This window comes from Dactylococcopsis salina PCC 8305 (assembly GCF_000317615.1).
GTDB classification, from domain to species: domain Bacteria; phylum Cyanobacteriota; class Cyanobacteriia; order Cyanobacteriales; family Rubidibacteraceae; genus Halothece; species Halothece salina.
In genome coordinates, this window is record NC_019780.1 from 438,132 (window position 1) to 450,548 (window position 12,417).

The 12,417-nt window shown below is 43.4% G+C and carries 15 protein-coding genes and 1 tRNA gene; 7 read left to right on the forward strand and 9 right to left on the reverse strand.

The features are described 5' to 3' along the window. Positions 1-272: 272 nt before the first annotated feature. Complete coding sequence (locus tag DACSA_RS02230; protein WP_015228219.1) at positions 273-641, reverse strand: 2Fe-2S iron-sulfur cluster-binding protein; 369 nt, start codon at positions 639-641, stop codon at positions 273-275. Positions 642-716: 75 nt separating this feature from the next. On the opposite strand from DACSA_RS02230, the gene DACSA_RS02235 reads away from it, so the two are divergent. Further along, positions 717-803: transfer RNA gene (locus DACSA_RS02235), tRNA-Ser, on the forward strand. 259 nt (positions 804-1,062) lie between these two features. Here the strand turns inward: DACSA_RS02235 and DACSA_RS02240 are convergent. The 4 genes from DACSA_RS02240 to DACSA_RS02255 all read right to left on the reverse strand — a co-directional run bounded on the left by DACSA_RS02240 (position 1,063) and on the right by DACSA_RS02255 (position 4,740). Next, positions 1,063-1,818, reverse strand: coding sequence for a DUF2232 domain-containing protein (locus DACSA_RS02240; protein WP_041235268.1), 756 nt, complete (start codon positions 1,816-1,818; stop codon positions 1,063-1,065). 24 nt (positions 1,819-1,842) lie between these two features. After that, positions 1,843-2,571, reverse strand: a complete 729-nt coding sequence (locus DACSA_RS02245) for a Crp/Fnr family transcriptional regulator (protein WP_015228221.1) — start codon at positions 2,569-2,571, stop codon at positions 1,843-1,845. Positions 2,572-2,680: 109 nt separating this feature from the next. After that, on the reverse strand, positions 2,681-3,541 hold the full coding sequence (locus DACSA_RS02250; protein WP_015228222.1) for a branched-chain amino acid ABC transporter permease: 861 nt from the start codon (positions 3,539-3,541) through the stop codon (positions 2,681-2,683). A 17-nt stretch (positions 3,542-3,558) separates the two neighbouring features. Next, entirely contained in the window at positions 3,559-4,740 is a 1,182-nt protein-coding gene (locus DACSA_RS02255) for an RNA-guided endonuclease InsQ/TnpB family protein (RefSeq protein ID WP_015228223.1), read from the reverse strand. Positions 4,741-4,920: 180 nt separating this feature from the next. Between DACSA_RS02255 and DACSA_RS02260 the strand changes: the two genes are divergently transcribed. Further along, positions 4,921-5,301, forward strand: coding sequence for a phosphomannose isomerase type II C-terminal cupin domain (locus DACSA_RS02260; protein ID WP_015228224.1), 381 nt, complete (start codon positions 4,921-4,923; stop codon positions 5,299-5,301). A 6-nt stretch (positions 5,302-5,307) separates the two neighbouring features. After that, positions 5,308-5,985, forward strand: coding sequence for a lecithin retinol acyltransferase family protein (locus tag DACSA_RS02265; RefSeq protein WP_015228225.1), 678 nt, complete (start codon positions 5,308-5,310; stop codon positions 5,983-5,985). A gap of 1 nt (position 5,986) precedes the next feature. On the opposite strand, the gene DACSA_RS02270 is transcribed toward DACSA_RS02265, so the two are convergent. Genes DACSA_RS02270 through DACSA_RS02285 form a run of 4 tightly spaced genes read right to left on the reverse strand, consistent with a single transcriptional unit; the run spans position 5,987 to position 7,983 of the window. Next, entirely contained in the window at positions 5,987-6,334 is a 348-nt protein-coding gene (locus tag DACSA_RS02270; RefSeq protein WP_015228226.1) for a hypothetical protein, read from the reverse strand. A gap of 44 nt (positions 6,335-6,378) precedes the next feature. Continuing rightward, complete coding sequence (locus DACSA_RS02275; protein ID WP_015228227.1) at positions 6,379-6,654, reverse strand: DUF2470 domain-containing protein; 276 nt, start codon at positions 6,652-6,654, stop codon at positions 6,379-6,381. Then, positions 6,647-7,405, reverse strand: coding sequence for a cobalt-precorrin-6A reductase (locus DACSA_RS02280; protein ID WP_015228228.1), 759 nt, complete (start codon positions 7,403-7,405; stop codon positions 6,647-6,649). The genes DACSA_RS02275 and DACSA_RS02280 overlap by 8 nt, the downstream gene beginning before the upstream one ends. Further along, positions 7,405-7,983 (reverse strand): YdcF family protein, encoded by a 579-nt coding sequence (locus tag DACSA_RS02285; protein ID WP_015228229.1) that lies wholly within the window; start codon positions 7,981-7,983, stop codon positions 7,405-7,407. Before DACSA_RS02285 ends, DACSA_RS02280 begins: the two co-directional genes overlap by 1 nt. Positions 7,984-8,178: 195 nt before the next feature. Here DACSA_RS02285 and DACSA_RS02290 point away from each other — a divergent pair, with 195 nt between their 5' ends. The 4 genes from DACSA_RS02290 to DACSA_RS02305 all read left to right on the forward strand — a co-directional run bounded on the left by DACSA_RS02290 (position 8,179) and on the right by DACSA_RS02305 (position 11,834). Further along, positions 8,179-8,412: a DUF3134 domain-containing protein gene (locus tag DACSA_RS02290; protein ID WP_015228230.1), complete on the forward strand. Its 234-nt coding sequence runs from the start codon at positions 8,179-8,181 to the stop codon at positions 8,410-8,412. Positions 8,413-8,524: 112 nt separating this feature from the next. Beyond that, positions 8,525-11,095 carry an alpha-glucan family phosphorylase gene (gene glgP, locus DACSA_RS02295; protein WP_015228231.1) on the forward strand — a complete coding sequence of 857 codons (2,571 nt, stop codon included), beginning with the start codon at positions 8,525-8,527 and terminating at the stop codon, positions 11,093-11,095. Between the two features lie 108 nt (positions 11,096-11,203). Further along, complete coding sequence (locus DACSA_RS02300; RefSeq protein WP_015228232.1) at positions 11,204-11,425, forward strand: hypothetical protein; 222 nt, start codon at positions 11,204-11,206, stop codon at positions 11,423-11,425. After that, on the forward strand, positions 11,415-11,834 hold the full coding sequence (locus tag DACSA_RS02305) for a putative toxin-antitoxin system toxin component, PIN family (protein WP_015228233.1): 420 nt from the start codon (positions 11,415-11,417) through the stop codon (positions 11,832-11,834). The genes DACSA_RS02300 and DACSA_RS02305 overlap by 11 nt, the downstream gene beginning before the upstream one ends. Positions 11,835-12,417: the final 583 nt, after the last annotated feature.

Consider the following 12,417-nt stretch of genomic DNA (forward strand, 5'->3'; position numbering starts at 1 on the left):
CTTATGTAAAAAATTGATTTATGAAAGCCCCCAGTATTGGGGGTTTGGGGGCAAAACAATTTACGAATCACCTAGCGAATCACCTAGTATTGTTTATAATTGGTGTTGGGTTTCGTGTACAGACGTTCCATGGAACGTCTCTACCCAACCTACTTTTCTACTCATTATCACCCCCTTTCAAAGCCGGAGCGAAGTGAGGAGGTTAGGGGGGGATTATCCTTACTAAAACTAGGGGGATAATAGGGGGCGATCGCGCCCCAGAATGAGATTAATTAATCCTCATCTAGAGGAATCCCAAATAAAACTTTTCCTTTCCCAAAATAGCGACCGAATTGTAACTCATAAACCTCATCTTCGTCTTGAGTTTCTACCACTAAATTCGATCGAGGATAACCGACACAAAGCAAATTATATCCTTCCTCCTCTAACTGTAGAGACAACCCCATCGCTTCTGGGTGATAAATTTTCCCCTCAAGGCGTCGCACCGCGCAAGTGGTACAAGCGCCATTACGACAGGAAAAAGGGAGTTTAATCCCCTGTTCTTCCAGACTTTTGAGAATATACTGATCATCAGGGATCATCGCTGTGTATTCAGTGTTTGCTTGACGATCGTAAATGTGAATTGAGTAGTAGCGTGTCATTAGAGAATAAATTTCAGATAAAGTTTGCAAAAAACGGAACGCTTATAGTATGATTGTAAATCGCGGTACAACCCTGGAGAGGTGGCCGAGTGGTTTAAGGCGCAGCATTGGAAATGCTGTATAGGGGAAACTCTATCGAGGGTTCGAATCCCTCCCTCTCCGTTCTCCTCTGGAGCGATTTCGGATTAACGTCCGCAATCAGTGGAGGCGATTTTTTCAGTAAAAATTCTTGTAGAGGAGAGAAAAAGCGACTCATATAGCAGTTCTAAATCTTATGTAAAAATTTGATGAACTATTCCCCCCTTTCAAAGTAGGGTGGGCAAGGCAAACCCTACGATCAATGAGCGAGTTAATTACTGTAACTTGACTTTTCCAAAATGGTATTACCAACCTGATCATGTTGCTATAAAGTTAGTTTAAATTAATCCGTATTTAATATGACTTGTAGCCAACGGGGAGGAGACGGAATTGGGTTTCCTAAGCGGTTTAAAATTAGTAGAGAAACTAAATGTACCGCAAACACATAAATGATGCTATTGAGGATAATTGTCGCCAGTGCGATCGCTTGTACTAACCATAAACTCGGCTGTGCTAATAATCCCAACTGTAAAAATCCCCATTCTAAAAACTGAGTCATTTGAGAGGTAACATAAACCCATAAATCTTCTCCTAAGAAAATGGAGAGTAGCCAGAAACGAAAGAAAAACCCCAATGTGCCAATAATCGCCCCGATCGTAACCGATTGTCCCCAACCGAATCCTCGTCGCCAAAAAGCCCCTAATTGGAGTCCCATCACCCCATAGGGAATGACATATAAAATGCTGCGAGTGGGTCCCATCAAAATGGAAAGCAAGAGTCCCACCGTGATCACGCTCATTCCCGACGCTCGTCTCCCTCGTCGTAAATAAACCAGCGCGATCGGGATCGGGAAGAGTAAACGTAAAAGCGGACCCGGTGGAAAGTAAAAATTAATCAACCAAATTAAACTCGCCGCACTGGCGAGAAAAGCCGTTTCCACCATCACGATCGCGCGACTTCCCACAGTAAATGTCACCGTTTCTGGAGAAGAGGCGGGTTTTTCCTCATCTCCAGCATCCACCCAATTCACATCGGATGTGATTTCCCCTTCTTGATCGGAAGATGAGCCTCGATCGAAGTCCTCAGTATAATTACTCATTAGTGATTGAGTTCCGATCATAATCTATTCCAACAAGGAAGAGGAAGTGGATAACACATCTTCTAAAGCACCTAAATTAGGAATATGTAAAGTGTGGTGTTCCCGTTTAATCAACTCTGCCTTTTCCAACTTCGCCAAAACTCGTGTTACCGTTTCTCGCGCCAATCCACTAAGACTGCTTAACTCGCGATGAGGAAGGTTAGGAATATCAACCCCTTGCTCTACGGGTTTTCCCTGTCCTTCTGCCAAAAATAAAAGCACATCAGCGACGCGAGAGGTACTATCCGCTTCCCGAAGTCGTAAGCGACGATTAACTTGGCGTAATCGTTTCGCCATCAGTTGTGATAAACGAATCCCCACTAAAGGTTCTTTTTCCAAAACCTTGAGAAAATCTCCCGAAGGAATACTACAAATGCGTGTGGGAATGAGAGTAATAACATCAGTCGAACGAGGAACTTCATCCATCGCAGACATTTCCCCAAAGACTTCACCACTTCCCAAAATATTGAGAGTGACTTCTTTTCCTTGCTTATTGTAGGTGCGAATTTTCACCCATCCTTCAATAATGAAATAAACCGAACCGCCCCAGTCATGTTCTAATAGAATCACCTGATTAGCAGGATGATTCCGAGAAACAATATGACAAATAATTTCCCGTAAAGTTCCCTCTGGCAAACCCTCAAAAAACATTCCTGGGGAAAGGAGTTGGTCTAATTCTGCTTTTACGTTGCGAGCTGCTGTGGATTCTTCCATACTTCTAAAACACAAATGAGAGATCAATAATCGTATCAGTCTAGTATAACTTGAATTTGTGATCACCAGTAAGTCAATCTTAACGTTAATCGAGGTTTGACCCTGTGACTTACAACGTACCGCGAAATAATCCTTGTGGGCGAAGTAGAAGCATTATCACCATAATTGCGAGAGCTACTCCTAGCTTATATTGTGAGCCTAAAACGGGAACACTTAATTCTTGCGCGATTCCAATGACATAAGCCCCCGTAATCGCCCCATAAGGATTACCAATTCCCCCTAAAATCACAGAAGCAAAAATCGGTAAAATTAAAAACCACCCCATATTGGGACGAACCGCCGTAATTAAACCATAGTTAGCCCCTGCTAAGGCGGTTAACACGCCAGCAATCATCCAAGTCCAAATTACAACCCGTTCAACATTAATTCCAGACACTCTGGCTAAATCAATGTTATCTGCTACCGCTCGCATTGCCTTTCCGATTTTGCTATTTTGAAGGAGAAAATGAAGGGCAATAATTGCGAGTAAAGATAAACCAATAGCAACGAGACGATAGAAAGCAACTTTCAGCCCAAAAATATCCAACGCGTTTAAAACTGGCAAATCATAAGATTGATTACTCCCACCCCAAATTAATAAAATTGTACTACGAAGAAACAAAGCCAAACCAATGGAAATAATAATTAGAGTTGTCGGTTGAGCGCGAATTTTTCGCATCGGTTTCCAAAGGAAAACTTCTGTTAGTAACATGACAGCGACCGTTCCCACCGCACCCACTACCATTGATAGCCAAACATTTAAGCCAGCAATATTTGTTACCCAAGTTAAATAAGCGCCTACTGTCATTAAATCACCTTGAGCAAAATTCGGTAAACGGAGAATGCCAAAAGTGAGAGTTAGTCCAACAGCGACGAGAGAAATAATACTACCAACGGCGAGTCCGTTGATCAAAAGTTGTGCAGTTTCCATGGTTTGTTAGAGATAAATTACCCTAACCCGCTTCGCGCTCGGTTAGGGTTTTCAGTAGCCCTAGAAATTCTACAGGATAGAATCTCCGAGCCTCCAGGCTGGTTTATAGAGCAGCCCCATTTTTGTATCATCAAAGCACCATTAAGATCAGCATCTCCTCTCCAACCACACTCCGAATTAGAACACTTAAAATTCTTATTGGTTCTAATTCCTATATGGTTACAACAATGGCAAGTCTGACTGGTATAAGCAGGAGGAACAGCAATCACTTTAATTCCTTCCTTAACCCCTTTATACTCCAAGAAAGTTCTTAACTGATAGAAAGCCCAAGAATTAGAACGTCTTCTTTCAGTCTTGTTTCTAGGTTTCTGATTAGTTCGTTCTCTAATCCCAGTTAAGTCCTCAATTGCCACTGTGGAGTCAGTCTCTTTTGCTTCTAAGATAATTGTTTTACTAATGTTATGATTAACCCACTTTTGATATCTCTTCTCGCGTCCTGATAGCCGTTTCAAGACCTCTTTGCATCTTCTGCGAGACGATCTTGTGCCTTTACGCGCTTTTTTTTGAAGAGATGATCTTACCCTAGAAAACTTATCTCTTTTTTGTTGAACTTCTTTTCCGTCCCATCCTTGATTTGTGGATGTTCTAGCTATTTCCCGTCTTCCAAAGTCAACTCCAATAACTTTGTCAGTTTTTTGGGGATCGGGATAATCAATAGTAATTTGAAGATGACAGTACCATTGACTATCTTTATGTTTACAAATTTGAGCAGAAGTGGGCTTGCGACCAGTTAATTTACCCTTATGATAATTGCTTGCTCTTAACGGCAGTCTTAACCGCTTACCAAGAGTAGAGACGCTAATTGTCCAATCCTTCTCTCGAAAAGAGAACGTCCTACCATCACAATCGAAGGAAGTTGGTTTGAACCCTTTAACTTTCCCACCTTTATGTTTGGCAGTTTTTCGGTTAGAAGCGACTCTAGCGCAAGCACGGACAATATGGTTAGCCTTTAACCCAAACTGTTCTTTAACATCGTTATAGCAAACAGCTTGAATTGAATTGCGATTAGTTAAACGATGGTTGACGTTCTCATTAATCCAAGCACAAGCATTAGCAAAAGCCTGACCAGTTTCCTCAAGTTGAGATGCCTGTTCAGGTTTTATATCTAGCTTTACTACAAGAGTTAACGTCTGTTCCATCGTCTTCACAAATTCACAATTATGAGTATAGCACATCTAAAGTTGGTTTAGCTTCGGGTATCGAACCCGTCGCGCTTTCGCGCTATCCCTCTACGACCCGCTTCGCGCGGCTTGTCGTAGCCTCCCGCGCTTTCGGTGAATTGCTATCATTAAGCAGGTGTTAATTTTTAATTATTGCTTATGAGTGATTTTAACCCTGCCAACGATTCAGAAACAACAGAAACTCGTCTTCCGCCTTGGGGTTCGGTTACGGTTTTGGAAAAGGGAGAACGCTATTCCATTAATCGCATCGAAGTTAAACCAGGACATCATATTAGCACCCAAATGCACTATCATCGCACAGAACATTGGGTGGTTGTCGCGGGAACAGCGAAAGTAATCAAAGATGGCGAAGAAATTACGCTCATCCCGAAACAATCCACTTATGTTCCGATGAATACTCCCCATCGGGTAGAAAACCCAGGAGTGATCCCTTTAGTAATGATTGAAGTGCAAAATGGGGAATATTTAGGAGAAGATGATATTGTCCGTTTTGGTGATGTAGAAAGCTCAATGGAATGAGACATTATGGCGAAAGGGGATCAGATTTATATTTTAGAGCCTTTTGTAAACTTGCAAGGGATTTATGAACATCATGGCATTGATGGCGGCGATGGAAGCGTCATCCATCTTCGCAAGTCTAATGAAACCATTACTCGCGCTCCTTTCTCTGAGTTTACAGGTGGAAAAGAGGTCTATGTCAAACATTATCCCCTTTCTTTTGTTTCTGATGTGGTGGTTCGTCGCGCCGAAAGTCGTCTTGGAGAAAAAGCTCGTTACAATCTGCTTTTTAACAACTGCGAACATTTTGCCACGTGGTGTAAGCTCGGTTATGCCTACAGTCAACAAGTAAAAGACTTTGTTCCGATTTTATCGCGATTGCAAGTGGAAAAGTTATCCCAACCGCTACAGGAGGCTTTAAAAGGGACAGAAACACAGGAAAAGGAGCAGTTGGTAAGTGCTGCTCTTGCGGATATTAAAAAGGTTTGGGATCGCACCCAACCAATTTACAATCAGAGTTTAGAGGAAAGTAAGGTTTGGCAAGCAGTGGCTTGGAAAGCGTTACAGGAAGGAAAGGAAAAGGTCGCTAAAGCGGCGATTCAACGTAAACTCCGTTATCAAAAACAAGCGGAAAAGGAGAAAAAAAAGCTGGATCAGTTGGCACAGATGACGGAAACCTTGCTACGCTCTCAAATTTCTTCGTGAATTACTGGGTTGATTCTTCCTCGGTTAAAGGAGCATTTTCTGAAGATTCTAAGGATTCTTGTTGTAACAGTTGTTGCTGTTGTTGACGAAAACTAGAAGCCGCAGAATCTAAACTTTCCTGTTGCTGATTGCGATATTGTTCCATGGACATTCCTCGACTGGAGTTGATGCCATGAATTAAATCAAACGGACTCAAGCCTTCTCCTAAACCACTGGAAAAACTATCGCGTTCGCTAGACTGATAGGGACTCTCTTCTTCAAGGGTGGTTTGACTGGAAGCAGGGGAGAGTCCAAAACTGGAAACGAGAACAACACTGAGACTGAAGCTAAACAGTAAGAGACGAGTCATAATCAAATTTATACTTTTGATCTGTTGGATATCTCTAATTTTACTTACTTTTTGCTCTGTTTTACCATGGCGATTAAAGTCTGGTGAGCGTCTTCGGAATCCTGGAGGGTGTGATCAAAGGTGACGCGCACAGGTACAGATTTTCCTGCTACGATTGCGGAAAGGTTCATTCCTTCAGGATCGATCGAGGCTAAAGTGGCGGACTCAGCTTCGGGAGTATTGCCAAATTTTTGGGCGTAGAGAAGAACCGCATCACGATGATCTTCGTTCATGTGTTGACAAATGCGATCGCTGATTTCGGGCGTAATTGGGTCAGCCATGTTCACAACAAAAGTTAACAACACTTTCTAGTTTACTGGTTTTCTGAGGATAAGCAAGCTCAGGACGGCGGATGACAATTAAGGGAATCCCTAATGCTGTGGCGACTTGGCGTTTAATGTCCTCTCCTCCTGCTTTTCCTGATGCTTTGGTAACGATTAGGGAAATCTGCCATTGTTCACATAAAGCCTTTTCTAATTCATAGCTGACAGGGGGACGCAGTGCAATTAATTGTTTCGGGGAAAATCCCGCTTCTAAAGCGTTTTCTACAGAAGACACACTGGGTAAAACCCGCGCAAATAAGGTCGCTTTTTGATGCCAAGATTGAAACTGAGGTAGCGCTTTATAACCGACTGTTAATAAAACGCGATGATCATGGAGATAATCCCCGTTAACGAGGGTGTCAAAACTATCTAGTTCGATGATCGGAAACGAGTTATCGGGGGAAACTTGCGGACGTTCGTAGCGTAAGTAAGGAATCTGTAATTGTTGAGATAGCTCGATCGCGCTTTGAGAGACAGCAGCCGCATAAGGATGAGACGCATCAACAATTTTCTCAATCCCGTATGTTTCCGCTAATGTGATCATTTTCTCAAAGGACAACGCCCCAACTTTCACCGTGATTAAATCTGTCTTGGGATAGAGGTCGATCGCGCTTTTTGTCGTCACGCTCACCAGACATAGCAAGCCTTGAGCCAGCAACGTCTCTGCAATTAAAACACTTTCACTTGTGCCACCAATTAACCAGATCATTACATTTTTTTCAACAACTGAAACTGATCAGAATCCTTAAGCTCCCTTCCTGTGTGACCTGTTGTTAGCCACAGCATAGCACGTGCGCCGTCTCGGAGTGATTTCTGCCAAGGTTCAGGAGGAGATTTTGTGGGAACAGGTGCGGGTTTCAGAATAATGCCACGACTCCCAAACACAATTTCCCCGACGACACGAGCGCGGAGAAGATGATTTTCGGAAGTGACCAAATAGACACTATCAATTTTTTGGGCTTTTAAGTCATCCACTAAAGTTGTGAAGTTAGTCACTGTATCTTGGGCGCGGTAATCTAAACGCACCCGATCGCGCGCGATGCCTTCTTTCTGAAAAATCTGCCGAGCATACCATTCTGGACTCCCAGAAGACACCCAAATCGGCAAATCTGGATGTTGCTTCGCCAATTTTGCGGCATAGTGTTCTCTTTCTTCCGCACCTCCCAACACCAACACAGCATCAGGACGAACCAACCAACTTCTTAGCTGTTTATATTCACCCCAACCCACCAAAGCGAGGATCAGGATTATTCCCAACCACAGTTTTCTTCTTTTCTTTTTTCCCACTGTTCCTCATCACCACATCAACGGTTGAGATTAGTTTTACCGCACTCTGGAAAAAAAGGCAATGGGAGCATCAACTTTTAGGTGTGAGTCATCAGTCAAAGTCGGACGCTCGGTTCTGAGGGGGGAAAGAGACCAAGATGTTATACTAGACTAGGGTCTCTGACCTACCCGCCACTTGCTCGAACCTCTATTATTATGAATAATCCTTCTCTACGACAAGAACCTCGGTATGAACCCGCTTCTGTAATTCCCTTAAAACAAGACACCTCACTTTTAGACTGGTTAGAAGCCAATAATCGCCTGATGCCAAAAGAAGCGCCCGAAAGCGAAAACGAGAAATATCTAGGAGAAGACGAAGAAATCGCCCAACTGATGGGAGAAGATTATCGCACCAATAGTGACGCAGGGGTCGATAATGAACTAGGATAACCCTTGCAAAAGCAAATGAACTATTAAGAAATCGGTGCGATCGCGCCCATTGCTTGCAAAATAGTTAAGCGAGACTCAAACTATTAAAACGCGCATCAGTAACAGAAAACCTATGAAGCCAATTCGTACCTTTAATGTTTCTCCCTCCCTTCCCCCAAAATTAGAGCCATTAAAAAAGCTCGCCTACAATATTCACTGGGATTGGAACGTTGAAACCAAAGACCTCTTTCGACGCTTAGACAACCAACTGTGGGAATCTTGTCGTCATAACCCCGTTGCTCTCCTGGGAAATATCAGTCAATCCCGACTGGCGGAAGTTGCCGAAGATGAAGGCTTCATCGCTCAAATGGAGCGAGCGGAAGAGCAACTAGACCTCTATTTGCAAGAGCGAAACTGGTTTCGGAAAAACCGCCAACAAGCTCTAGGTGAAGAATGTTATGCCTATTTCTGCGCCGAATATGGTTTAACCGATTGTCTTCCCCTTTATTCTGGTGGTTTAGGAGTTCTCGCTGGTGATCATCTCAAATCGGCTAGTGATTTAGGCTTACCTTTGATCGCAGTGGGCTTACTTTACCAAGAAGGGTATTTCTCCCAATACTTAAACGCCGATGGTTGGCAACAAGAAGCCTATCCCATCAGCGACTTTAGCAATATGCCCTTACACCTAGAACGGAAGTCTGACGGCTCAGAATTACGGGTGGAAGTGGATTATCCAGGGCGCACCGTGATCGCTCGCGTCTGGCGCATTGATGTGGGAGGAGTTCGCCTCTATCTCCTCGATACCAACATTGAAGGGAATTCCGAATATGATCACAATATCACCGATCGCCTTTATGGCGGTGATCTCGATATGCGGATTCACCAAGAAATGATGTTGGGAATCGGTGGTTTCCGCGCTCTGAAAGCCCTCGGCTATACTCCCACCGTCTTCCACCTTAACGAAGGTCACAGCGCCTTTTTAGTCTTAGAACGGATGCGTCGCCTCATTGAAGATGATGGCTTGAGCTTTGAGGAAGCAAAACAGATGGTACAAGCCAGCCAGATGTTCACCACTCATACGCCTGTATCCGCAGGGTTTGATATGTTCAACCCCGATCAAACCATGTATTATGTGGGACATTACGCCGATATCTTTGGCTTATCCCGTGAAGAATTTTTAGCCATGGGACGAGAAAATACGGGTGATTTATCTTCTCCCTTCAGTATGGCAGCCTTAGCATTACGGACAAGCTCTTTCCTTAATGGAGTCAGTAAACTGCATGGGGAAGTGTCACGGGATATGTTTAAGGGAATGTGGAAAGGACTTCCCGTTTCTGAAGTTCCCATCACCTCGATCACCAATGGCACTCACGCTCGTAGCGTGGTCGCTAAATCTACGCAACAACTTTACGATCGATATTTAGGTCCCAACTGGTCGGATAAAGGTCCCGATGATCCGCTTTGGGAAAAAGTTAATGCCATTCCTGATGATGAGTTATGGCGCAACCATGAACGCGCTCGCGCCGATATGGTGGTGATGGTGCGTGACTGGCTGGGCAAGAAATTGCGCCAACGGGGAGCAAGTCAGGCGGAGTTAGATAAAGCAACGGAAGTGCTTGATCCGAATGTGTTAACCATCGGTTTTGCGCGACGCTTTGCTACCTACAAACGAGCGACTTTATTCCTACGGGATATCGATCGCATTAAAAAGATTATCATGGGAAATCCCGATCGACGCTTGCAATTCGTCATCGCTGGGAAAGCACACCCGAAAGATATGCCAGGGAAAGAGTTAATTCGTCAACTGATCCATATCGCACGGGAAGAAGGGATTGAAGAGTATCTCGTGTTTGTTCCCGACTATGACACCCATGTCGCTCGTGCCATGGTTTCTGGTTGCGATATTTGGCTCAATACTCCGCGTCGTCCCCGTGAAGCCTCTGGAACATCAGGCATGAAAGCGGCAATGAATGGACTGCCTAATCTCAGCGTTCTCGACGGCTGGTGGGATGAGGCGGATTACACCGCTACAGGTTGGGCAATTGGTCAAGGAGAAATTTACGAAGACCAACACTATCAAGATGAAGTGGAAGCCAATGCGCTCTATGATCTCCTAGAGCAAGAGATTCTTCCCCTATTTTACGATCGAGATGCCAATGGTGTTCCTCGCGGTTGGGTGCAAAAAATGAAAAATGCGATTCGCTTGAATATACCGCAATTTAACACCGCACGGATGCTACGAGATTACAGTGTCTATGGTTATTTTCCCAGCAGCGATCGTTATTTCGCCATGACGGAAAATAATTATGCAAACACCAAAGCCGTCGCCCAATGGAAAAAACAAGTCTTTGAGCGTTGGTATGACATCAGAATTGAAAGCATTGATGTTTCCGAAGAAACCGACATTGTTGTCAACGAAACGATTGAGGTAAAAGCCGTTTTAGACTTAGCGGGTTTAAAACCTGATGATGTGAGCGTAGAACTTTATTTAGGAAAACTCAACAGCAATGGCGAGATTGTTAATGGAACTCCCATTCCGATGGAACACACGGGAGAAACCACCAGCGCTGGTGTCACTTATAAAGGTTCTCTCGTTTACCGCGCCAGTGGCTTACAAGGGTTATCCTTGCGCGTCTTACCCAAAAACCAATACATGGCACATCCCCATGAATTAGGCTTAATTCTCTGGGCTGACGATAAGTAATCCTTTCTTGGGTGGGCATCGCCCACCTGATCACCCAAATTGGAACGAAACACTTTTTTTATGAGTTACACTAATTGATAGTATCTTGTTGATTTTCTATCAATATAAATGGAAAATATTACGATTCAAGTTGACGCAGAAACTGCCCAAGCCTACCGCAATGCTGATCCTCAGAAACAGAAAAAAATTCATGCTTTCTTAAATATAATGCTTAAAAAGACGGTGAATGAAAAACCTCTATTAGAGATTATGCAGGAGGCTAGTGAGGAAGCTGTCGCTAATGGGATGACCCCAGAAATTTTAGAGTCTATTTTATCAGATGAGCAATAGTCGCATTGTCATTGATACGAATGTGATTGTTAGTGCCTTAATATTTTCCAATTCCACTACAATGCGGGCTTTTTCCCTAGCACAAACTAGGGGAATTATTTTGATGTCATTTGATCTGATTTCCGAGTTAATTGATGTTCTGAACCGTAAAAAATTTGATCGATATGTATCACGGGAAACTCGGGAGACTTTTTTAGCGAGTCTTTCAACAGAAACTGAGTTGATAGAGACAACTGAAGCCATTTCTATTTGTCGAGACCCAAAAGATAATAAGTTTTTAGAACTAGCTGTTTCTGGTAACGCAAGCTATATCGTAACTGGAGACAAAGATTTATTAGAACTTCATCCCTTTCAAGATGTTTTGATTCTTACGCCCGCCGATTTTATTCGTTATTTTGCTCAAAAATAACAAGAAAGGGTGAGTCATTCTCACCCTAACTCAGAGTCAAAAATGCTGGAATTAAGTGCGGTTAGACTGTACATCTTGGAGTCGTTGCGCTAAGACAAGCACACCATAGACGACAGCAAGATAAGTGATGGCGAGAAGTGGAATTAAAATCGACAGATTATTCATGGCTACTGTTTAGGGAAGGGTGAGGAGTGGACGATTTATTAAGAGTCTGCCTTTGCTCTTTCTGTTACGACACTTCTGCTTATAATGGGCAAAGTGATGTGATGGTTTTGGACTGAATGCTCGATCGAGCGACCTCTCCCAGAAATAAAGGATCAATTGTTCTTGATTATTGCTCCCTATTTCTTGGGGATGGTCTTCGATGTTGCACCGCATCAATCCTCGGTAAGCATTGCAAGAATTAAAGCTTACTGACAATCCAGTCTGACTTTTAGAGGTGGACGCAATCAGAGCCAATTAGGACAGACACAGGATGAAAATACATTCGAACCTGAATTTAAGATTAGCACAAATTTGACTTGAGATCACACTTAGTGGAAAAAATTTATCGTCAAAATCAGAAGGAAATCGGGATTTTTAC

Bases quoted from the DNA above. Each gene is read 5' to 3' on its own strand.
- DACSA_RS02230 (WP_015228219.1), bottom strand. From the start codon at position 641: ATGACACGCTACTACTCAATTCACATTTACGATCGTCAAGCAAACACT.
- DACSA_RS02240 (WP_041235268.1), bottom strand. From the start codon at position 1,818: ATGAGTAATTATACTGAGGACTTCGATCGAGGCTCATCTTCCGATCAA.
- DACSA_RS02245 (WP_015228221.1), bottom strand. From the start codon at position 2,571: ATGGAAGAATCCACAGCAGCTCGCAACGTAAAAGCAGAATTAGACCAA.
- DACSA_RS02250 (WP_015228222.1), bottom strand. From the start codon at position 3,541: ATGGAAACTGCACAACTTTTGATCAACGGACTCGCCGTTGGTAGTATT.
- DACSA_RS02255 (WP_015228223.1), bottom strand. From the start codon at position 4,740: ATGGAACAGACGTTAACTCTTGTAGTAAAGCTAGATATAAAACCTGAA.
- DACSA_RS02260 (WP_015228224.1), top strand. From the start codon at position 4,921: ATGAGTGATTTTAACCCTGCCAACGATTCAGAAACAACAGAAACTCGT.
- DACSA_RS02265 (WP_015228225.1), top strand. From the start codon at position 5,308: ATGGCGAAAGGGGATCAGATTTATATTTTAGAGCCTTTTGTAAACTTG.
- DACSA_RS02270 (WP_015228226.1), bottom strand. From the start codon at position 6,334: ATGACTCGTCTCTTACTGTTTAGCTTCAGTCTCAGTGTTGTTCTCGTT.
- DACSA_RS02275 (WP_015228227.1), bottom strand. From the start codon at position 6,654: ATGGCTGACCCAATTACGCCCGAAATCAGCGATCGCATTTGTCAACAC.
- DACSA_RS02280 (WP_015228228.1), bottom strand. From the start codon at position 7,405: ATGATCTGGTTAATTGGTGGCACAAGTGAAAGTGTTTTAATTGCAGAG.
- DACSA_RS02290 (WP_015228230.1), top strand. From the start codon at position 8,179: ATGAATAATCCTTCTCTACGACAAGAACCTCGGTATGAACCCGCTTCT.
- glgP (WP_015228231.1), top strand. From the start codon at position 8,525: ATGAAGCCAATTCGTACCTTTAATGTTTCTCCCTCCCTTCCCCCAAAA.
- DACSA_RS02300 (WP_015228232.1), top strand. From the start codon at position 11,204: ATGGAAAATATTACGATTCAAGTTGACGCAGAAACTGCCCAAGCCTAC.
- DACSA_RS02305 (WP_015228233.1), top strand. From the start codon at position 11,415: ATGAGCAATAGTCGCATTGTCATTGATACGAATGTGATTGTTAGTGCC.